An 18,476-nucleotide genomic window follows, 5' to 3' on the forward strand; every position below is an offset into this window, starting at 1 on the left:
TCCTTCGGAGCGGGGTATCGAGTGGTGGCTGGGCGACGACTCGCGATGATGCCATCCTCCCACCCGCCGAACCGCTCGATGTTAGGCTTGCCTAAGTTGGGCCTGTTAAAACGTGCTGGCCCTCGACGAAAGGACATGACTTCGATCATGGGTTACATCAAATCTGCCGCACTCGAAGAGACCGGCTACGTCGTTCTCGATCAGTACAACCAGGAGCTCGACCCCAAGGAATGGCTCGACATCGAGTACGTCGACTGGAAGTCGTCGGGTGAGACCCGCTTCGCCCCGCTCGCAAGCGCCTTCGGCGAGATCGAGGTCAACGGCTTCTGGAACCACAAGCCCCCGCGCACCGACAAAGACGGTGTCTGGATCGACTCGCAGGTCGCCGCGGCGCCCAACCTCACCCGCCGCGCGCAAGAGCCCGGAGCCAACGTGGGCCGCTGCCGCGTCATCGAACTGATGCCCAACACCTATGCGGACTGCCTCTACAACCTGCACCAGGACGACAACAACCGTCTCAACCCCGACGGCACCGGCTGGGTCGTGCGCGGGTTCTTCAACCTCACCGACGACCAGACGAGCTACTTCGTTCTGCGCGAGAACCGCACCGACCCGAGCGTCGAGTACCGCATCGCGCTGCCCGCCGGTGCACAGCTCATCATCGACACGCAGCGCCTCTGGCACGCCGCGACGCACCTCGGCGCCGACCCGCGCTACTGCCTCATCACGTCGTGGGAGTCGGGCCCCGAGCTCGACGCCTACATCGCTCAGCACAACGGCGTGAATCGCGTGCCGAACGTCGAGGTGCCGCAGGACGAGCTCGACGCGGGACAGGCCGAGCAGGCTCGTCGCATCGCTGCCCGCGCCGCGTACTACGCCGCCAAGGGACAGGCCGAGAAGACCGCGATGAGCGAGGCCTGATCCGGGTCGACTGATCCGGATCGGCTGACGATCACCCGTCGAGCCCCGTGGGCCGCCGCAGCGCTGTGGCCCACGGGGCTTCGTCGTTGCCGGGGCGCTGCGATCGCCGATCGCGGTCGCACATGGTTGCCGGGGCGACTCGAAACAACCAGACGCGACCGCGACACCGCGTCGATGCGGTCACAGCGGCGGCGAAAGCTCACCAGTTAGGCTTCGGCCCGCCTCGCTCGGCCTCCGGTCGGGCAGCACGACACCGGGGCGGCACCCTTCATTCAGGAGCAGCAGCATGGCGACACAGCACACGAAGACGATTCTCATCACGGGGGCGTCCGACGGCATCGGCGCGGCATCCGCTCGACAGCTCGCCGAGCGCGGACACCGCGTGCTCGTGGCCGGGCGGTCGCGCGAGAAGACCGAGGCTGTCGCACGCGAGACGGGCGCGACCCCCTTCATCGCCGACTTCGGGAGCCTCGCGGATGTGCGGAGGCTCGCGCACGAGGTGAAGCAGCACCTCGCGACGAGCGACTCCCGCGGCACGGGGCTCGACGTGCTCGCGAACAACGCGGGAGGCATCTTCGGAACCCGTCAGCGCACCGAGGACGGCTACGAGAAGACCTTCCAGGTCAACCACCTCGCGCCGTTCCTGCTCACCCACGAACTCATGGACGACCTCATCCGCGCCCGCGGGAGCGTCATCAACACGTCGAGCATCGCCAACACGCTGTTCGGGCGCATCGACCTCGACGACCTCGCGAACGACAAGAAGTACAGCGCCAACAAGGCCTACGGCGACGCCAAGCTCGCGAACATCCTGTTCACGCGCGGGCTGCACGAGCGATTCCACGACGACGGAGTCTCGTCGGTCGCCTTCCACCCCGGCACCGTCGCGACGAACTTCGCGTCGGACACGACGAGCCTCATGCGCTTTCTGTACCGCACGCCGCTCAAGCGGTTCTTCCTCATCACGACGGAGAAGGGCGGCGACAATCTGACGTTCTTCGCCGACGGCACCCCGGGAAAGACCTGGCTGCCCGGCATGTACTACGACGAGAAATCGCTCTCGACGTCGGTGAATGCCCAGGTGCACGACGAGGCCCTCGTGGCCGGACTGTGGGATCGCAGCGCCGAGATGGTGGGCGTCGGCTGACCCTCGCGAGCGTCACGCGAGGTCACAACAGATCGCGTTCAGCCGTCTGCTGCCTAAACTCGGCGCATGGATCCCTTCACGAGCGCCGTCGTGGTGCTCGCGGTCGTCGCCCTCGCCGTCGTGATCGGCGTCGTCTCGCGCGCGCGAAGCGGACGCGCGCACGCGGTCTCGGCTCGGCCGACGGGGGCGAAGACCGGCGGCTTCGCCGAGCTCGGCCTCTCCGCCGACGACCCCCGTGGGTCGACCGCGACCCTCGTGCTCTACTCGACCGAATTCTGCGCCCAGTGCCCGGCGGCACGCCGCGTGCTCGCCGACATCGCGAGCTCCCGCGAGTCGGTCTCGACCGTCGACGTCGACCTCACCCATCGCCCCGACCTCGCGCGACGGTTGCGCATCCTCCAGACGCCCACGGTCTTCATCGTCGACAGCGCCGGGGTGCCGATCTCGCGGATGGGCGGGGCGCTGCGGCGCGACGCCGTCACCTCCGAACTCGACCGATGGGAGACATCCGATGTCGTTCAGTCCTGATGCACCCGATTCCGGTTCGTCGGGGCCCGGTTCGTCGGGCCTCGGCTCGTCGGGCCCCCGCGGGGGCGGAGGTGCGATCGACGCGCGCGGGCCGCGGTTCGGCGCCGTCATCACGTCGGTGCTCCTGCTCGTCGCCCTGTTCCTGGGCCTGACCGGGCTCAGCGGAGCCCGTTCGAGCGACGGGGGAGCAGGATGGGCCGTCGCGACGTCGTCTCTCGGCGATCGAGCGAGCGACCCGGGTTTCGTCGTGCTCGCCGCCATCGCGCTGCACTTCGCGTGGGGTGCGATCGCGGGCATCCAGAGACACCCCTGGGCCGTCGTCTTCCGCACCCTCGTGCGTCCTCGCCTCGCACCCCCGGTGGCAACGGAGGACCCGCGGCCGCCGACCTTCGCGCAGGGGGTGGGCCTCGCCGTCACTCTCGCGGGTGTCGTGCTGCACCTCGCGGGCGTCCCGCTCGCGCTGCCCGTGTCTGCCGGGGCGGCCTTCATCGCGGCGTTCCTCAACGCGGCGTTCGGGCTGTGCTTGGGCTGCATGATGTATCTCGGTCTCGAGCGGGTGCGTCACTCCGGTCGACTCCGTCGCGCCTGACCGCATGGATGCCGTCGCCGCGCTCAACGAGATCGCCTTCTGGCTCGAGCGCGAACTCGCGCCCTCGTTCAAGGTCTCGGCCTTCCGGTCGGCTGCCGCGATCGTCGCCGAGATCCCCGCGAACGAGCTCGCGGGTCGCGTGGCCGACGGTAGCCTGCAGAAGACGAAGGGCATCGGCTCCCGCACGTTCGAGGTCGTGAGCCAGGCGGTCGAGGGCGGGGTTCCCGACTACCTCGCCGACCTCCGCGAGCGCGGTGCGACGCCCCTCGTCTCCGGGGGTGCCGACCTCCTCGCGGCACTGCGCGGCGACCTGCACAGCCACAGCGAATGGTCGGACGGCGGGTCTCCCGTCGCGCTCATGGCCGGCACGGCGAGATCGCTCGGGCGCGAGTATCTCGCCCTCACCGACCACTCGCCGTCGCTGCGCGTCGCACACGGGCTCAGTGCCGAGCGGCTCGAGAAGCAACTCGCTCTCGTCGCCGACGTCGATAGCCGACACGACGACTTCCGCCTGCTCGCGGGCATCGAGGTGGACATCCTCGAGGACGGCACCCTCGATCAGTCCGACGCGATGCTCGAGCGACTCGACATCGTCGTCGCGAGCGTGCACTCGAAGCTCCGCGCCGATTCGGCGACGATGACGGAACGGATGCTCGGCGGCATCCGTGACCCTCACACGACGGTGCTCGGGCACTGCACGGGCCGTCTCGTGTCGGGCTCTCGAGGCACGAGACCGCCCTCGGACTTCGACGCCGAAGTCGTGTTCGCGGCGTGCGCCGAGAACGATGTGGCGGTCGAGATCAACTCGCGGCCGGAACGGCAGGATCCCCCCGACGACCTCATCAGGCTCGCGCTCGGCGCGGGCTGTCTCTTCAGTATCGACACCGACGCCCATGCGCCAGGGCAGCTGGACTTCCTCTCCTACGGCGCCGAGCGGGCTCACGCGGCGGGGGTTCCCGCGGACCGCATCATCACGACGTGGCCCGTCGACGACCTCCTCGACTGGGCGCGGCGTTAGCGCGTCGAGCGGCGGCACCACTCCCGTAGGGTTGTCGGGCCGATCCGGGCGACAGAGCAGGGGCATGATGAGCGCACGATTCGCCGAACTCGACTGGCAGCAGACCCCGATGGGTGAGCTGACGCTGCGGCGACGATTCGACCCCGTGCTCGAGAAGGACGTCTTCGAGGTGATCCTCGGTGACGAGCACCTCATGTCGAGCCACTTCACGGTCGCCGAGATCGAGCTCGCCCACCTCGGTCTCGCGGTCGTCGGTGACGCGCACGAGGGCGGCCCCGGCCTCGACGTGCTCGTAGGCGGTCTCGGGCTCGGCTACACGGCTCGAGCGGTGCTCGAGCACGAGCGAGTGCGCAGTCTCACGGTCGTCGAGGCGATCGACGTCGTCGTCGACTGGCACGAGCGACTCCTGCTGCCGGTGTCGACCGAACTCGTCGGCGACCCTCGCACGACGCTCGAGGTCGCCGACTTCTTCGCCCTCATGCGAGCGGATGTAGTTGAGCGCACGTTCGACGCGGTCATCGTCGACATCGACCACTCCACGACCCACCACTTGCACCCGAGTCACGCCGATCTCTACACGATCGACGGGATCCGTCGTCTTCGCCGGCACGTGAGGCCGGGCGGGTCGTTCGCACTGTGGTCGGACGACCCGCCGCACCCCGACTTCGTCGACGTTCTCGAGGCGGTCTTCGACGAGGTCGAGACACACGTCGTCGCCTTCGACAACGCCCTCACCGGGGGAGAATCGACCAACTCGGTCTACGTCGCCCGCTGACCGTGGCGCACGGCGCCCCGCCGACTAGGAGGGGTCGAGTGACGCGATCGGGCTCGACTCGATGTTCGCGAGCAGGTCGGCGGCGTCGTCGTAGACGGCGATCGCCCCGGCGCTCGAGAGCTCTTTCTCTCCACTCCCTCCCGAGAGCAGGCCGATCGTGCGCACTCCCGCATTCGTGGCCGCGCGAACATCCCACACGGCATCGCCGACCATGATGGCGTCGTCTGCCGTGACGCCGGCGCGCTCGAGCGCGATCTCGATGATGTCGGGTTCGGGCTTCGCAGTCTCGACGTCGTCACCGCTCGTAATCGCGTAGGTGTTGTCGTCGAGGTCGAGAACCTTGTTGATCTCGTCGAGCTCTGCGGGCGGAGCGGATGTCGCGAGCACGACCCGCACGCCGCGCCCGGCGACAGCGGCGACGAGGTCTTTCGCGCCGGCGAGCATCGACAGTCGCGGTGCGAGCTCTTTGTAGTACTTCGTGTGCAGCTCCTTGATGCGGTCGTGGGTCTCGTCGCTCGCGTCTCCCGCGAGCTGGCTCAGCAGCTCACTCGAGTCCGCGCCGATCGCGCGCTGGATGCGCCAAGCCGGCACCGTGAGCCCGACGTCGGTGAAGGCCCGTGCCCACGCCTCGATGTGCAGGAAGTTGGAGTCGACGAGCGTTCCGTCGATGTCGAAGAGGACTGCTGAAGGAGACACGGGTGACCGATCTGTCAGTGCGTTCGGGGGAGGACGGCGTCTGATGACGACCCCTTCACGCTAACGAGACCGTGTGCCGCGCGAAACCGCTTGACAGTAGGGGTGCTCGCCGCGCGGGCGCGACGACGGTTCGCATCCGTTCTACAGAGTCGTTCACGACGCACCGCTGAATGGCGGGCCTGGACAGCCGCCTGATCCAGGGCGGTCGCGATGCGGACTGCTCGGAACCGATCGTTTGAGTGACCGATGAGCAATTCATTCGCACGCTCCAGAACGACGTGGGGACGCTACCGTCGGAGCGTGGATGAAGAAAGAGGTACGCGCAATTGAAATGTTCTGCGATTACGACGCCGAGTGGCCACTTTGGGAAATCGGTATGGTCACCCCTCAATCTCTTAGACTCTCGCCGAGCCTGACAAGAAAGCTCCGCGTGTGGACCGACTATCACCTCGAGCATGCTCGACCGGATCAGGGGTGGTTGGTGTCAAATGAACGGGATGCCGAGTGGAGCGCCGAAGGGGAACGGCTGAGCGAGCACCTCGCGCGGGAGATGCAGGGCGTTGCTTCTATCAAGTACACGGGGATCTGAGCCGACTGGCGCCCGGGCCGGGATCGGATCTACGACTGAGCGCACCCGGCCGCAAACGATCAGTTCTGGGCAGCCCGTGTTTGTTGGAGGTTCTCGACACCTTCGTGCCAAGGGTCAGCGCGCGGCGAAGCTTGTTGCAGATACGGCACCCTTGCGGGCAACTTCACCGGACGGGGTATACGGGCATTGCAGTAACGACGGGCCCGGCGTCTCGGACGCTGCACGACGGCCGACCTGCTTACGAGCACGCGCGCCCTGCATGAGTCCGCTGACCTGTTCGGGGATGCAGGAACGAGGCGAACTCGCGTAAGGATAAGGTGGCGATACCTGACCAGCAGGCCCGAGCGTTACTAGCAAGTGGCCCGTTGCCGCTGCCTAACCTCTAAGGGGACTCGCGGGTCGGACGCGCCGACGCGAGGCTGAACCCCTACACACCCCAACAAACTGAGATTGATCTATGAACCCCTTTGCTACAACAGGCCTGATCGTTGGCGTCGTCCTTTTGGTAGTAGCAATCGCGCGCATCGTGGCCATTCGCCGCGCGACGGGCTTCAATTACACCCAACGATCACCGCAGATTCCGATGCTGCTTCTTGGCGGCGCAATCGGCATCATTGTTGCCTCGATCGGGTCGTGGATCTACACCTCATAAGGGATGCCTAGCGGCCCTCCTTCAGGGTCCGGGCTGGCGTCGGTGTCTGCGCGCGACGACCAGGGCGAGCACCAGTGCAACTAAGCACGCGATCAGCCAGACAACACTGACTGCGAATGGCAGGTCCAGCCAGGCGATAAGGAAGAAACCGAGCGCGGCCACGAAAGACTTCACCATGAGCCTCGCATGCCCTCGGCGCCGAACCGCCCGTGGCTGAGATTCATCCGTCATGCGCGAACCATATCCCCAACTCACCGTGTCGCGCGGCTTCCGATTCCGAAGCTGCCGACGCGTCCACTTAGGGATCGCTCAGCGGAACGGTGACCTTTGCAACGACGCCACCGAACAGTTCATTACCTGCGGCCGCCGCAGCTGCAGCGACGGCTAACGAGACGATCGCGATTGGTCGGAAGCCGTCTTGGTCGCGCGACGGAGAATGACCGCTAGGCCAGCGCCGAAGAGCAAGAAGACAATTCCGATCAGTACCCCCCTGGGGTTTCCGCTGAGTAGCCAAAGAGAAGAGAAGACAACTTCGAGGATCAGTGAAAGAAGAATTACAGCCTTCCAGAAAACGATCTGGTTCCTACTCATGAAGCCTGCCTACCATCTGACCCAGCTGAGGACAACAGTTCCCGCGCGTCGACAAGTCCGGCCACACGTTTAGTCCGCCCAGACCGTGCTACCTCGGTTTCGAGCAGCGGCCCGATAGCCGGTCGGCTATCGGGCGCACGGCTGCATGAGACGTGCGACAGCGACTCGTGGCCAAGCGACATCCTCAGTCGCTAGACGGAGCCGGCCGAACCGTCAAAATGGGCATTGCGGGCCACAACATCAGCAAATTGGGCTCTCGATCGCGCGACAGCCCCCGCTATCACCCACCCTCCGGCAAGAAGAACGGCCCACAGCGCGCCGCTCCACTCAGGCAGCAACAACGCAATGAGCAACGGCACAACAGCGAATAGGCCCGCCAGCACGAAGAACACCCACGAGACGAACGACCAAGCGGAAGAATGCACAGCTCTATCCTTCCAACAAACGGGCCGTGAAGCTTTTGCTGACGTCTGCATACCGATAGGGGATCGGCTTGGGGGCGCTGAAGCGGATGCGGATCGTGCCGACCTTCCCTGCAAGCTGGCGGTCGCGCGTACCAACCTAGGCTGGGCCCATGCCTCGCTTTCTCGGCAGCCGGCGGGAACCAGCAAAACCCGTTCGCCGTTTCACGCTCTCGAGTGTGACCGCATTGCTATTGGTGGCAGTGACCCTCCCCGGCTGCACCCCGCAACCACAGTCCGTTGCGGCTCAGGCATACGCCAACGAGGCCCTGCATTTCATTGACACGGGCCTCTTCGCCGAAGGTGAAGCGTGGGACACGGCACGCGCTGAGCTCGTCGCTGCGTCTCGCGAAGCGGACACAATTCAGCAGTTGCATCTCCCAATCCAGCGAGCGGTGGCGGTCCCGGGCGGATCGCACAGCCGTTTCATCCGACCGAGCGAAACGCCACAGCCACCTTCGGGTTTGGTGCCAGAGGCACGAGACCTCGGGGACGGAATAGCTGTGCTCACCCTCCCCGCGACGAGCGCACAAACCGACGACGAATACGCCGCCTACATCGACGCGGGTCACGCCGCCCAGGAAAGCCTTGGCCCGGAGGTCACATGCGGCTGGGTTCTGGATCTCCGAGGGAACACCGGCGGCAATATGTGGCCAATGCTGGCAGTCGCCACTCCCTTCATCGACACCTCGACGCCGATTAGTTTCGAACGCGTCGACGGAACCCTGCAGCAGGTGATTCTCGAGGATGACCGAGCCCTTCTCGACGGGTCGGTGATGGTCGCCTTCCAGCCGGCCGACCCCGTCCCGGTGGCCTCAATCGTCTTGTTGCACAACGAGACCACGGCCAGTTCCGGCGAAGCCATTGTCGCGACGTTCCTCGGACAGAACGACGTAACCACGATGGGTAGAGACACCGCTGGGTTATCGACGGGCAACGAATCCGAGTCACTCACCGACGGTGCGCAGATCATTCTGACCACCTCGACGTTCGTCGACCGGACGGGACTGCTTCTGGGAGGTTCGATAGCTCCAGACATCCAGTTGGCTGACACCGACGACGGTGTCCTGGAGGCACGTGACCTTCTCGATCAGAGTTGCGGCGCGGAGTAGGTCTGAGTATTTGACTCGGCGCTCACGAGCCGCGCACCCAGGGGTCCGTCAGCGGGCACAGGCTTCCTCCCTTGCTCGGCGGCGGCGGCGATCGCGTCGCGTCACAGAGACCGGTTCTGGATCGACCGCGGCCACTCTCCGAGCGCCGTCTTGATCTGGTCCGCCTCTTCGGGGTTAGAAACAAGTTCCTCGACAGGAGCACCAGATCCGGATGGATCGTAACCACCGACTCGCGCAAACATCGTCCGGGTCGGTGTTGCCGAGGGCTCCCCGCGGGACGATTGAATCTTGCAGTAGATGGCATATTGGTGCGGCAGCCGAGCGCGGGCCCATTCGTCCACCTCGCGATAATCCTTCGCGTCGAATACAGAGACCATCTCCACTTCGACATCACCGTCCTGCGTCAAGCGCCAGAACTCGATGCGATATTCCGGATTCTCAATGAGCTCGTTGTCTTCGGGCGGATAGGTGTGTTCTTCTATGTGCACGATTCAGTAGAGCACGCCGCCTGATAGCGGCTCATGCAACCGGGCACGATGACGAGACCGCGCCCGATAGCCGATCCTTCATCGAGACGCCACCAATCATCTGGATCGGGTGAAGTCGGCGTGTGCCCCTTTGACTTCACGGAGACAAGCAGTTGCCCGGGCGCAACGACGCGTGTGGCCTGCAGACGGCTGTCTCTGCTACCGATGTCGTAACTTTGGGAACGGCGCTTTGCCCGGCTGTGTTCTGCGAGACAGTTGGGCTTACCGTGGGTTCGCTTGTTCCTATCTAGCAGGCACGAGTCCAGCTGGAGAGACAGTGATCGAGAGCAATGAGGAGTATGAAGCGAGGTGGCGTCCGCGGTTGTGGATTGCCAGCGGCATCCTGGTCCTGATGAGCGGAGTGGCGTGGTGGGGGCTGTTACTCACTCAGCGAATTCCATTGGGCGACCGCCCGACGATGTTCATCCTCCTGGCTCCGGGTGGATTGGCTTGTGTGGCCTATGGGCTGGTACTCCTCCGGCGTTACCGCCAACAGCAGCGAATCAAGCAGGGGGACGAGTGAACGAGGACGTGAAGTCGTATCTGTTGTTCTCCGTCGCGGGAATTGCCGTCTTCCTCGGTGTCGGTGCGTTTCTTCGCTTCTTTGTTGGGCTGATCGAGGTCGCGTTGTGGATCGCGCTTGTCATCACGGCGATCATCTACTTCGGTGTCTTCGAGTTCTTTAGTCGGCGTCGCAAGCGCCGGAAGTCAGAAAATTCTGGTTCGTAGAGAACCCGCTCGCGAGGGCGTCCGGCGAACGATCCCCGAAGGAACGGGCGTCTTGATGGGTCGCGAACCGCATTTCGTTCGCGCGCGGCCAGCCCGATCCAACGTGCTCACCCCGGAGATACTCGACCGGCGGGCTCGCTTATGGTTGCTCGACATAGGAGACGAACACTGATCCGTTCGAAAAAGATGAAGAAGCAGGACGCATCATGGCCATCGCTGGGGTGATTATCGTCGCGCTCGCGCTCGCGCTAGCGGCGCGAGCTGGACTGATCGAGGCACGAATCGCGGGCGATCGAAGCATCCCTCTGTGGAGAAGCGGCAATTACCGAAAGCCCTGGGCGAGCACCCGGGCCCAGCTAACGGCCATCGCTGCAATCGCTATCGGGGCGACTTTCTGCCTAGTCGCGTGGGGAACCATCGCTCTCCTCGTCACCCCACTGGCGTTCGTTCCCCCGCTCATCGTCATCGCGCTTCACAACCGGTCTCTACGCGCGGGCGCCAAGCGCGGTGCTCGGGTCAATGGTTGAAAAAGCATTACGCACGAGAACGGCTGCCTGTAAGCGGATGGCTTACGGGCATCTCCGACGACCCGCACACTTCACACTGGGACACGGCCTGGAAACGCGTCAACGTATTTCGAAGAACGACCCGCCAGCAAGAATCCTGTCGACTACCTCGAGGCGCAGGAGTAGGTCCGCTGCGAGAACGTGTCGATGAACACCCCTCGCCGCAGCTTCTCGGATCAGTTGGCTTAGCTCTTCACCTTCTTCTTTGACCCGCGTCACGCTGTCAACAAAGGGGTGGATGCGCGCGGCGATTACTGCCACGCCGGGATCATCCCGAACACCCGTCGGCCCACGGGACATGTCGATGAACCAGTCGTGCTTGAAACGGGGACCCCCGACAAGCGGGTTCTCGGGCTGCTTCTTTTCATCCACGATGACATCCATCCCTCGAGGCTCCGTCCCCGATCCGGCCACGCTACTAGCGACCGGAGCGATATGCCGACTACATGGGTGTCTGTCAGGGGATCCCTTACCGAGACGCCACCAACCGTCTCGATCGGGTCAGGTTGGCGTGGCCCCACTGGCTCCATGCAGACGAGTCGTGGCCTAAGTAGGGATCTCTCCGTTGGCTATTCCCGCCATGACCCCGCCTGCAGCGAAGATAAGCCAGGCGCCGACGGTGATCGAGAACGGCACGCCCTTGCGGTCCGGGAATTCTTTACCGGTGCGCTTCTTCTGCTCTGTGAACCAGAAGACCATAGCCATGAAGGTCAGGCCACCGATTGCACACAAAATCAGGCCAGATGTGAACACAAGCTTGTCTCCCTCTCGTCACTTTCTGAAGCGCCAGAGCTTGACCCGGAGTGGCACCTGCGACCGACCGTCACTGTCGAAGGAATGTCGAGCGTCCGTCACGATACCCATCGCACCGCGAGCAAGCTCATATTATTACTAGTCCACCGAGACGACTTGCTCGCTCTCAAGGGTGCCGAGACACACACGGCAAGTATGCGAACAAAGCTGGTCAAAATCAGGCGATCGCGCATTTTCGACAGTTTTACAACACGTGAGGTGCGCAAAATGACCGGACCGGAAGAGACAATCACCGCCAAACGGAGCGACCGCGACTTAGCTGTCTTCTTAGTGCTCTATATCCTGCAGCTCTTTTGTAGCTTTGCCGCGTTCGGAATTGTTGTAGACGTCGTCCTGACGCGTTTGTACGGGTGCACTTCGTACGGCGGCGAGTGGGACTGCCTTGACCCTGGTCCAGTTGAGGGCATCACATTGTTTGTCGGGATCATCCTGGCGATCGTGGTACTGCCGTGGGGCCTTGCTCGAGTCCGGGAGGGCAAGCTCGCCTACTGGCTTCCGCTTCCTGCTATCGCTTTGGTGGCCGTCACTTTCGCGTGCACGTACGGCTATGCGGTATTCGCCTTGTCGGATCCCGCTTCCCGTTTCTCGTTCTAGCCACATAGAGACTCAGTCTCGGCGTTCCGCCAATTGCACGCGTGAATGGTTCGCGTAGCCTCATCTGTGGCGCGATGAGAGGTCCGTTCTCAATTCTGTGAATGACAAGCCCTTCCAGGGTCCAATAATTTCGATGATTCGCGGACTGCTCCAGTGGCGCCGTGCAGCTGGAGCACCACAGTAGCGACTCCCGACCGCATCGAGATTGCTCCGCCGACCAACGGTCGACGGGGCTCCTTCAATCAGAGAAAAGCCGACGGCTACCCCTCACGTGACGGCGCCGACGTGGCCACCCGGGCGCAGCTTGCGGCGTGCCGACGTGGGGTGCGTCGCGCTCCCGATCAGTAGCGCGGCTTGCGAGCCCGGTCGCCCCCGCGATCATCTCGGTCGTTCGACCGGCTCACCCCGCGTCGGTCGGGGCGGATCTCGATGAGCTTGCCGCTGATTCGGGTGTCACTGAGCTTCGCGAGCACGTCGCCCGAGATGTCGGCCGAGAGTTCGACGATCGAGAAATCGGGGCGGATCTGGATGGCTCCGAAGTCGTCGCGGCTCAAGCCACCCTCGTTGGCGAGGGCTCCGACGATCTGGCGTGGTTCGACGCGCTGGCGGCGGCCGACCTCGATGCGGTACGCCGACATGGGTTTCGTCGAGCGCGGGCGGCGTTCGGCCCGCTCGCCGCGGTCGGGCCGCGAATCGCTTGAGCCCCGATCGTCGCGCGAACCGCGGTCGTCGCGATCGAATCGCTGCTTGCGCTCATCTTCCGCCGACAGCAGGAGGGGGGTCTCGCCCTGGGCGACGACGGCGAGGGCCGCCGCGACATCCGCTTCGGGAACATCGTGGTGCTCGACGTAGTGGGCGATGATGTCGCGGAACGCCGCAATGCGGCTCTGCTGGTCGAGGGCCGCGGTGATCGCGTCGTCGAAGCGCGTGAGGCGCGTGACGTTGACGTCGTCGACCGAGGGCAACTGCATCTGGGTCAGCGGCTGACGCGTGGCCTTCTCGATGGCGCCGAGCAGGCGACGCTCGCGCGGGGTAACGAAGCTGATCGCGGCACCGCTGCGACCCGCGCGGCCGGTGCGGCCGATGCGGTGCACATAGGACTCGGTGTCGATGGGGATGTCGTAGTTGACGACGTGGCTGATGCGGTCGACGTCGAGACCACGCGCCGCGACATCCGTGGCCACCAGGATGTCGAGCTTGCCGCTCTTCAGCTGACCGACCGTGCGCTCACGCTGCGCTTGCACGACGTCTCCGCTGATCGCGGCGGCCGCGTAGCCGCGCGCCCTCAGCTTCTCGGCGAGCGTCTCGGTCTCGCTCTTGGTGCGAACGAAGACGATCATGCCCTCGAAGTTCTCGACCTCGAGGATGCGCGTGAGGGCGTCGACCTTCTGCGGGTACGACACCATGAGGTAGCGCTGGGTGGTGTTCGCCGAGGTCGTGGTCTTGCTCTTGACCGTGATCTCTTCGGCGTCGTCGAGGTACTTCTTCGAGATGCGACGGATCTGCGGGGGCATGGTCGCGGAGAAGAGGGCGACCTGCTTGTCGTCGGGGGTGTCGGCGAGGATCGTCTCGACGTCTTCGGCGAAGCCCATCTTGAGCATCTCGTCGGCCTCGTCGAGCACGAGGTACTTGAGCTCGGAGAGGTCGAGGGTGCCCTTCGCGAGGTGGTCCATGATGCGGCCGGGGGTGCCGACGACGACGTGCACACCGCGGCGCAGCGCCGAGAGCTGCACCCCGTATGCCTGGCCGCCGTAGACGGGGAGCACGTGCACACCCTTGAGGTGGGCCGCGTACTGCTCGAACGCCTCGCACACCTGCAGCGCGAGTTCGCGAGTGGGGGAGAGCACGAGCGCTTGCGGGGTCTTCTGGCTCACGTCGAGTCGCGACAGGATCGGCAGGGCGAACGCCGCGGTCTTTCCCGTTCCGGTCTGCGCGAGACCGACGACGTCGCGCCCGGCGAGGAGGGGCGGAATGGTCGCCGCCTGGATCGCCGAGGGGGTCTCGTAGCCGATGTCACGGATCGCCTTGAGCACCGCGTCGCTCAGGCCCAGGTCGGCGAACGTCGCCACGGCATCCGCGGGCAAACCGCTCTCGGTGGGGGCGGTCTCGGCGGCGGGGGTGGAGTCGGCGTTCGTCATTGTCTCAACGGTAGTGGGTAGCGGCGCGCGGTGGATGCGAAAGCAGGTCGGGGTGCGTCATGCTGCCCTGCGAAAGCATCCGACTATCGTTCAGAGATGCGAACCAGCGCCTCGACCGTGAGCGATTCGATGCGGACCCAGCTCTGGCCCGTTCCCCTCGCGGCGGTCGTCGTCGCCTTCGGGCTCGGCCTGGCTCTTCCGTACGTCGACAGTCTCGTCGACCAGGACCTCTCGCCGCAGTGGAAGAGCATCCTGTTCGACGGGGGATCGGATGCCGCCAAATCCGTCATGGAGACGATCGCGGGCTCGCTCATCACGGTGACCGCGCTCACGTTCTCGCTGACCGTGGTCACGCTTCAGCTCGCGAGCAGTCAGTTCTCGCCCCGTCTGCTGCGCACGTTCAGTCGCGATCGGGTCGTGCACAACACCCTGGCCCTGTTCCTCGCGACCTTCACGTTCTCGCTCACGGTCTTGCGCAGCATCCGGGTCGACACGGAGGATCAGTCGGGACTCGTGCCTCGCATCTCCGTGTCGCTCGCCTTCCTCCTGGCGATCGCGAGCGTCATCACACTCGTGGGCTTCCTCGCCCATCTCGCGAAACAGATCCGTGTGGAGACCATGCTCAAAGACGTGCACTCGGAGTCGACGAAGACCGTCGAGCGCGTCTTCCCCGACGACCCCGATGGCACCACTCGACGCCTCGACGTGCACGCGGGGCCAGGATCCGACGCTCGATCGTGGTCCCTCCTCGAGGCGGACACGTCGGGCTTCCTCCTCAGTATCGACACGAGGGCCGTGCTCGCTGCGGCCGTCGACGTCGACGCCGTGATCGTCGTCGACGCGGTTCCCGGCGATTCGCTCGTCACGGGGGTGCCGTTCGGCCGCGTCATCGCACTCGACGGGCGCGAGATCGACCGTGATCGCGTCGACCGAGCGCGTCGAGCACTCGCCGACGCCATCACCACGGGGTTCGAGCGCACCTCGACACAAGACGTGGGGTTCGGCTTGCAGCAGCTGCTCGACGTCGCGAGCCGGGCACTGTCGCCGGGCATCAACGACCCGACGACCGCCGTGCACGCGATCGGGCACGTCTCGAGCCTCCTCGTCTCGATCGTCGAGCGCCCGACGGGGGCGAAGACCCTCCTCGACGACGACGATCGCGTGAGGGTCGTCGTGGCTTTCCCGACCTTCGACGACCTGCTCGACCAGGCGATGCGGCAACTGAACGCCTACGCCATGAGCGACCCCCGCACGGCGGAACGCGTGATCCGGTTGCTGCGCGAGGTCGGCTGGCGTGACCGGTCGGGCACGTATTCGGAGGACATCTCCCGGCAGCTCGGCCTCGTTCGCGCTCAGATCGTCGACTCGGTCCTCAGCGCCGAGGAGAAACGGTCGCTCGTGGCGCGGTGCGACGACGTGACGGTCGCCATCACCGGGGACTGGACCGTGGCAGAGACCCCGAGGTCGCGCCCGTGAGCGCCGCCGTGCACTCCACTCGCACCGGTTCGGGGGCGCCCCTCGTGCTCGTGCACGGCCTCGGATCGTCGTCGGCCAACTGGGCTCCCGTGCTCGGTGCTCTCGCCGCCCATCGCGAGGTCGTGACGCTCGACCTCCCCGGCTTCGGTGCGAGCGCTCCGCTCGCGGGCCCCGTCACGATCGCGACCCTCACCGACGCGCTGCAGCGATTCCTCACCGAGGAGGGGCTCGACGATGCGGATGTCGTCGGCAGCTCGATGGGCGCCCGCATGGTGCTCGAGCTCGCCCGCCGCGGACACCGGGGAGACGTCGTGGCGCTCGATCCCGGCGGCTTCTGGTCGGCCGGGCAGCGGGTCGCCTTCGCCGCGACGGTGCGCGCCTCCGTCGCGCTCGTGCGCGCCATCCAGACCCCGCTGCCGTGGCTCAGCCGCTCGGCGATCGCGCGCTCACTCCTGCTCTTCCAGTTCAGTTCGCACGCGTGGAGGCTCGACCCCGATCTCGTGCTCACCGAACTGCGGGATTTCGCGCGCGCCACGAGCCTCGACGAGGCTCTCGACGCCCTCGTCTCCGGTCCCGAACAGCTCGGGGCGTCGACGACGCCGGGTCGCGTCGCGATCGGGTGGGGGCGCTTCGATCGCGTGACGCTTCCGAGCCAGGCATCCGTCGCTCTCGAGCGGTTTCCGTCGGCGTCGTTCCACGGCTTCGCGCGCTGCGGTCACTACCCCCACTGGGATCAACCGGCCGAGGCGGCACGCTTCATCCTGCGGTCGACGGGGCGCGTCGACTAGCGCGCGTCGACGGGCGCGCGTCGACTGGCGCGCGCTGGTCGACTGGCGCGCGCTGTCCGGTTAGAGGGAGTCGGCGATCGTCGCGGTCGCGTGGAGCCACGCCTCCCGTGTCGCCGGCGCGAGGGCGTCGATGACGATGGGGCCGCCGCTCACGAGCGAGGCGTCGTGCGGAACCTCCACGACGGCGCGCGTGAGCCCGCCGAAGTGGTCGTGCAAGCGCGACCGCAAGTGGGCGTCGACGGTCTTCTCGGGTGACGACAGAACGGTCACGGCCGAGCGAAGTTTGTCTTCGTGGCCCTTCTGGGCGAGGCCCTCGACCATCCATGCGGCACCGCCCGCGGTGTCTTCGCGCATCGCCGAGACGATCACGAGCTGATCGGCGGCGTCGACCGCGGCCTCCCAGTTCGAGGCCCTCATGTTGTTGCCCGTGTCGACGACGATGATGCGGTAGAACCTCTGCAGGGTCTGGTGCAGTCGCGAGAAGGCTTCGGCGTCGATCATCGACGACGCCGCGGCGTCTTCGTCACTCGCGAGCACGTCGAACTGGGCATCGGCCTGCGAGCGCACGTAGTTGTCGAGGTCGCCGACACGCCCCGCGACGGGGTCGCTGAACCGGTCGAGGTCGCGCAGCAGGTTGACCGCGGTGTTGGTGTGACTCGCGCGCTGCGCCCGCCACCCGAGGGTTCCGCGCGTCTCGTTGTTGTCCCAGGCGAGCGTGTAACCGCCGCGGTGCACACCGAATGTCGACGCGATGAGCATCGCCGCGGTCGTCTTGTGCGCGCCGCCCTTGGGGTTGATGACGCAGATCGTGCGCGGGCCGTCGAGGCTCCGCGTCACCGCCGAGATCGCGTGCCGGTGCTGCATCTCTTTGGCGCCGGGACGCGGGGCGATCGACCCGAACGACAGTCGGCGAACGGTGCTCTGCCAGCCCTGTTGCGCGGGACCCGCGACGGGCGCCGGCTGGCTGGCCTGGAAATCCGCGAGCGTCGGGATCGTTCCCGCGTCGGCCGATGATCCTGCGGCAGGGGCGGCAGGGGCGGCAGGGGCGGCAGGCGTAGCGAGGCTGGCCGGCGCGGAGGGAACAGTCGGCTCGGGCTCGGGAACGAGAGAGACGGATGATGTGGGTGACGCCGTGGACGACGCCGTGGGTGCCGCGACGGGGGACGGCGCCGTGACAGGGGAGGGAACGGGCGCCGCGATGGGTGGTGCCGAGATGACCTCGGTGAACGTCGACCGGTGCGGGACCGCAGCGTCCGGATCCTGCTCCGAGTCCCGCCCGAATCGGTCGTCGTCGTCGTCGCCGTCGTCCTCGCGTTCGGTCGGCGGCACGGCGGGGGCGGGCATCGGCGGGACGGTGTCGGTCACGAACGGCAGAAACCGCCCGGCGGTGTCGATCTCGCCCGTTTCGGGAGCGGAATCCGAGTCTTGAGCGTGCTCCGAGATGTCGCCCTCGGGAGACACCGTGACCTCCCACCGGCCGTCGCTGTCGGTCGTGACGAGCAGCACGTCGCGCTGGGCGGACGCGGCGACGTCGACGGTGCGGCGCAGCACCTCGCGCCGCGCATCCTCTTGGCTGCCGCCCGTGATTTCGGAGGGCACGCCGTCGATCTCGAGTGTCGCCCCGGCGTCGTCGAATGTCGCGATGACCACGGGCTGGTCGGATGTCGGATGCATCTGTCGTCTCTTCTCTTCATCGAGCCGATGACGCTCGGGCGCGCCACTCGCGGGGTAGTCGCGAGAACGGTTCGAGAACAATTGAATACCGG

At 65.9% G+C, this 18,476-nt stretch carries 20 protein-coding genes; 13 read left to right on the top strand and 7 right to left on the bottom strand.

Translation table 11 applies throughout. The features are described 5' to 3' along the window. The first annotated feature begins 147 nt into the window (after positions 1 to 147). The 6 genes from ACLHG5_RS02965 (at position 148) to ACLHG5_RS02990 (ending at position 4,978) form a co-directional block, all read left to right on the top strand. A complete protein-coding gene (locus ACLHG5_RS02965; protein WP_411316324.1) occupies positions 148 to 921 on the top strand; it encodes a hypothetical protein in 774 nt (257 codons plus the stop codon). Between the two features lie 286 nt (positions 922 to 1,207). Further along, a complete protein-coding gene (locus ACLHG5_RS02970) occupies positions 1,208 to 2,068 on the top strand; it encodes an SDR family NAD(P)-dependent oxidoreductase (protein ID WP_411317805.1) in 861 nt (286 codons plus the stop codon). A 66-nt stretch (positions 2,069 to 2,134) separates the two neighbouring features. Continuing rightward, positions 2,135 to 2,596: a thioredoxin family protein gene (locus ACLHG5_RS02975; RefSeq protein WP_411315680.1), complete on the top strand. Its 462-nt coding sequence runs from the start codon at positions 2,135 to 2,137 to the stop codon at positions 2,594 to 2,596. Further along, complete coding sequence (locus tag ACLHG5_RS02980; protein WP_411317806.1) at positions 2,580 to 3,185, top strand: DUF4395 domain-containing protein; 606 nt, start codon at positions 2,580 to 2,582, stop codon at positions 3,183 to 3,185. Before ACLHG5_RS02975 ends, ACLHG5_RS02980 begins: the two co-directional genes overlap by 17 nt. A 4-nt stretch (positions 3,186 to 3,189) precedes the next feature. After that, positions 3,190 to 4,203, top strand: a complete 1,014-nt coding sequence (locus ACLHG5_RS02985; RefSeq protein WP_411317807.1) for a PHP domain-containing protein — start codon at positions 3,190 to 3,192, stop codon at positions 4,201 to 4,203. A gap of 67 nt (positions 4,204 to 4,270) precedes the next feature. Further along, positions 4,271 to 4,978, top strand: coding sequence for a spermidine synthase (locus ACLHG5_RS02990; protein WP_411317808.1), 708 nt, complete (start codon positions 4,271 to 4,273; stop codon positions 4,976 to 4,978). A 24-nt stretch (positions 4,979 to 5,002) separates the two neighbouring features. On the opposite strand, the gene ACLHG5_RS02995 is transcribed toward ACLHG5_RS02990, so the two are convergent. Then, positions 5,003 to 5,674 carry an HAD family hydrolase gene (locus ACLHG5_RS02995; protein ID WP_411317809.1) on the bottom strand — a complete coding sequence of 224 codons (672 nt, stop codon included), beginning with the start codon at positions 5,672 to 5,674 and terminating at the stop codon, positions 5,003 to 5,005. Between the two features lie 304 nt (positions 5,675 to 5,978). On the opposite strand from ACLHG5_RS02995, the gene ACLHG5_RS03000 reads away from it, so the two are divergent. Together ACLHG5_RS03000 and ACLHG5_RS03005 are read left to right on the top strand one after the other, a co-directional pair. Continuing rightward, positions 5,979 to 6,263: a hypothetical protein gene (locus ACLHG5_RS03000; RefSeq protein ID WP_411315675.1), complete on the top strand. Its 285-nt coding sequence runs from the start codon at positions 5,979 to 5,981 to the stop codon at positions 6,261 to 6,263. 457 nt (positions 6,264 to 6,720) lie between these two features. Continuing rightward, positions 6,721 to 6,915 carry a hypothetical protein gene (locus ACLHG5_RS03005; protein WP_411315674.1) on the top strand — a complete coding sequence of 65 codons (195 nt, stop codon included), beginning with the start codon at positions 6,721 to 6,723 and terminating at the stop codon, positions 6,913 to 6,915. A 782-nt stretch (positions 6,916 to 7,697) separates the two neighbouring features. Here ACLHG5_RS03005 and ACLHG5_RS03010 read toward each other — a convergent pair. Beyond that, a complete protein-coding gene (locus tag ACLHG5_RS03010) occupies positions 7,698 to 7,931 on the bottom strand; it encodes a hypothetical protein (protein WP_411317810.1) in 234 nt (77 codons plus the stop codon). Positions 7,932 to 8,470: 539 nt separating this feature from the next. Between ACLHG5_RS03010 and ACLHG5_RS03015 the strand changes: the two genes are divergently transcribed. Next, complete coding sequence (locus ACLHG5_RS03015; RefSeq protein ID WP_411317811.1) at positions 8,471 to 9,079, top strand: S41 family peptidase; 609 nt, start codon at positions 8,471 to 8,473, stop codon at positions 9,077 to 9,079. A 101-nt stretch (positions 9,080 to 9,180) separates the two neighbouring features. Here ACLHG5_RS03015 and ACLHG5_RS03020 read toward each other — a convergent pair whose 3' ends face one another. Next, positions 9,181 to 9,567: a hypothetical protein gene (locus tag ACLHG5_RS03020; protein WP_411317812.1), complete on the bottom strand. Its 387-nt coding sequence runs from the start codon at positions 9,565 to 9,567 to the stop codon at positions 9,181 to 9,183. Between the two features lie 558 nt (positions 9,568 to 10,125). Here ACLHG5_RS03020 and ACLHG5_RS03025 point away from each other — a divergent pair. Beyond that, positions 10,126 to 10,335 carry a hypothetical protein gene (locus ACLHG5_RS03025; protein WP_411315666.1) on the top strand — a complete coding sequence of 70 codons (210 nt, stop codon included), beginning with the start codon at positions 10,126 to 10,128 and terminating at the stop codon, positions 10,333 to 10,335. Positions 10,336 to 10,961: 626 nt separating this feature from the next. Here ACLHG5_RS03025 and ACLHG5_RS03030 read toward each other — a convergent pair. Both ACLHG5_RS03030 and ACLHG5_RS03035 read right to left on the bottom strand, forming a co-directional pair. Beyond that, complete coding sequence (locus tag ACLHG5_RS03030; protein WP_411315665.1) at positions 10,962 to 11,285, bottom strand: hypothetical protein; 324 nt, start codon at positions 11,283 to 11,285, stop codon at positions 10,962 to 10,964. 162 nt (positions 11,286 to 11,447) lie between these two features. Further along, on the bottom strand, positions 11,448 to 11,654 hold the full coding sequence (locus tag ACLHG5_RS03035) for a hypothetical protein (RefSeq protein ID WP_411317813.1): 207 nt from the start codon (positions 11,652 to 11,654) through the stop codon (positions 11,448 to 11,450). Positions 11,655 to 11,810: 156 nt separating this feature from the next. On the opposite strand from ACLHG5_RS03035, the gene ACLHG5_RS03040 reads away from it, so the two are divergent. Next, a complete protein-coding gene (locus ACLHG5_RS03040) occupies positions 11,811 to 12,308 on the top strand; it encodes a hypothetical protein (protein ID WP_411315663.1) in 498 nt (165 codons plus the stop codon). Positions 12,309 to 12,649: 341 nt separating this feature from the next. Here ACLHG5_RS03040 and ACLHG5_RS03045 read toward each other — a convergent pair whose 3' ends face one another. Further along, positions 12,650 to 14,446 carry a DEAD/DEAH box helicase gene (locus ACLHG5_RS03045; protein ID WP_411315662.1) on the bottom strand — a complete coding sequence of 599 codons (1,797 nt, stop codon included), beginning with the start codon at positions 14,444 to 14,446 and terminating at the stop codon, positions 12,650 to 12,652. 96 nt (positions 14,447 to 14,542) lie between these two features. Here ACLHG5_RS03045 and ACLHG5_RS03050 point away from each other — a divergent pair, with 96 nt between their 5' ends. Next, entirely contained in the window at positions 14,543 to 15,922 is a 1,380-nt protein-coding gene (locus ACLHG5_RS03050) for a DUF2254 domain-containing protein (RefSeq protein WP_411317814.1), read from the top strand. After that, positions 15,919 to 16,710 carry an alpha/beta fold hydrolase gene (locus tag ACLHG5_RS03055; protein WP_411315660.1) on the top strand — a complete coding sequence of 264 codons (792 nt, stop codon included), beginning with the start codon at positions 15,919 to 15,921 and terminating at the stop codon, positions 16,708 to 16,710. The genes ACLHG5_RS03050 and ACLHG5_RS03055 overlap by 4 nt, the downstream gene beginning before the upstream one ends. A gap of 60 nt (positions 16,711 to 16,770) precedes the next feature. Here ACLHG5_RS03055 and ACLHG5_RS03060 read toward each other — a convergent pair whose 3' ends face one another. After that, positions 16,771 to 18,384 (bottom strand): MinD/ParA family protein, encoded by a 1,614-nt coding sequence (locus ACLHG5_RS03060; protein ID WP_411317815.1) that lies wholly within the window; start codon positions 18,382 to 18,384, stop codon positions 16,771 to 16,773. Positions 18,385 to 18,476: the final 92 nt, after the last annotated feature.

The organism is Marisediminicola sp. LYQ85 (genome assembly GCF_046600695.1).
Classification (GTDB): Bacteria; Actinomycetota; Actinomycetes; order Actinomycetales; family Microbacteriaceae; genus Marisediminicola.

Excerpts from the sequence above, each read along its gene's own strand:
- ACLHG5_RS02985 (WP_411317807.1), top strand. The coding sequence starts at position 3,190 with ATGGATGCCGTCGCCGCGCTCAACGAGATCGCCTTCTGGCTCGAGCGC.
- ACLHG5_RS03045 (WP_411315662.1), bottom strand. The coding sequence starts at position 14,446 with ATGACGAACGCCGACTCCACCCCCGCCGCCGAGACCGCCCCCACCGAG.
- ACLHG5_RS03030 (WP_411315665.1), bottom strand. The coding sequence starts at position 11,285 with ATGGATGTCATCGTGGATGAAAAGAAGCAGCCCGAGAACCCGCTTGTC.
- ACLHG5_RS03000 (WP_411315675.1), top strand. The coding sequence starts at position 5,979 with ATGAAGAAAGAGGTACGCGCAATTGAAATGTTCTGCGATTACGACGCC.
- ACLHG5_RS02980 (WP_411317806.1), top strand. The coding sequence starts at position 2,580 with ATGTCGTTCAGTCCTGATGCACCCGATTCCGGTTCGTCGGGGCCCGGT.
- ACLHG5_RS03060 (WP_411317815.1), bottom strand. The coding sequence starts at position 18,384 with ATGCATCCGACATCCGACCAGCCCGTGGTCATCGCGACATTCGACGAC.
- ACLHG5_RS02990 (WP_411317808.1), top strand. The coding sequence starts at position 4,271 with ATGAGCGCACGATTCGCCGAACTCGACTGGCAGCAGACCCCGATGGGT.
- ACLHG5_RS02965 (WP_411316324.1), top strand. The coding sequence starts at position 148 with ATGGGTTACATCAAATCTGCCGCACTCGAAGAGACCGGCTACGTCGTT.
- ACLHG5_RS02975 (WP_411315680.1), top strand. The coding sequence starts at position 2,135 with ATGGATCCCTTCACGAGCGCCGTCGTGGTGCTCGCGGTCGTCGCCCTC.
- ACLHG5_RS02970 (WP_411317805.1), top strand. The coding sequence starts at position 1,208 with ATGGCGACACAGCACACGAAGACGATTCTCATCACGGGGGCGTCCGAC.
- ACLHG5_RS03005 (WP_411315674.1), top strand. The coding sequence starts at position 6,721 with ATGAACCCCTTTGCTACAACAGGCCTGATCGTTGGCGTCGTCCTTTTG.
- ACLHG5_RS03050 (WP_411317814.1), top strand. The coding sequence starts at position 14,543 with ATGCGAACCAGCGCCTCGACCGTGAGCGATTCGATGCGGACCCAGCTC.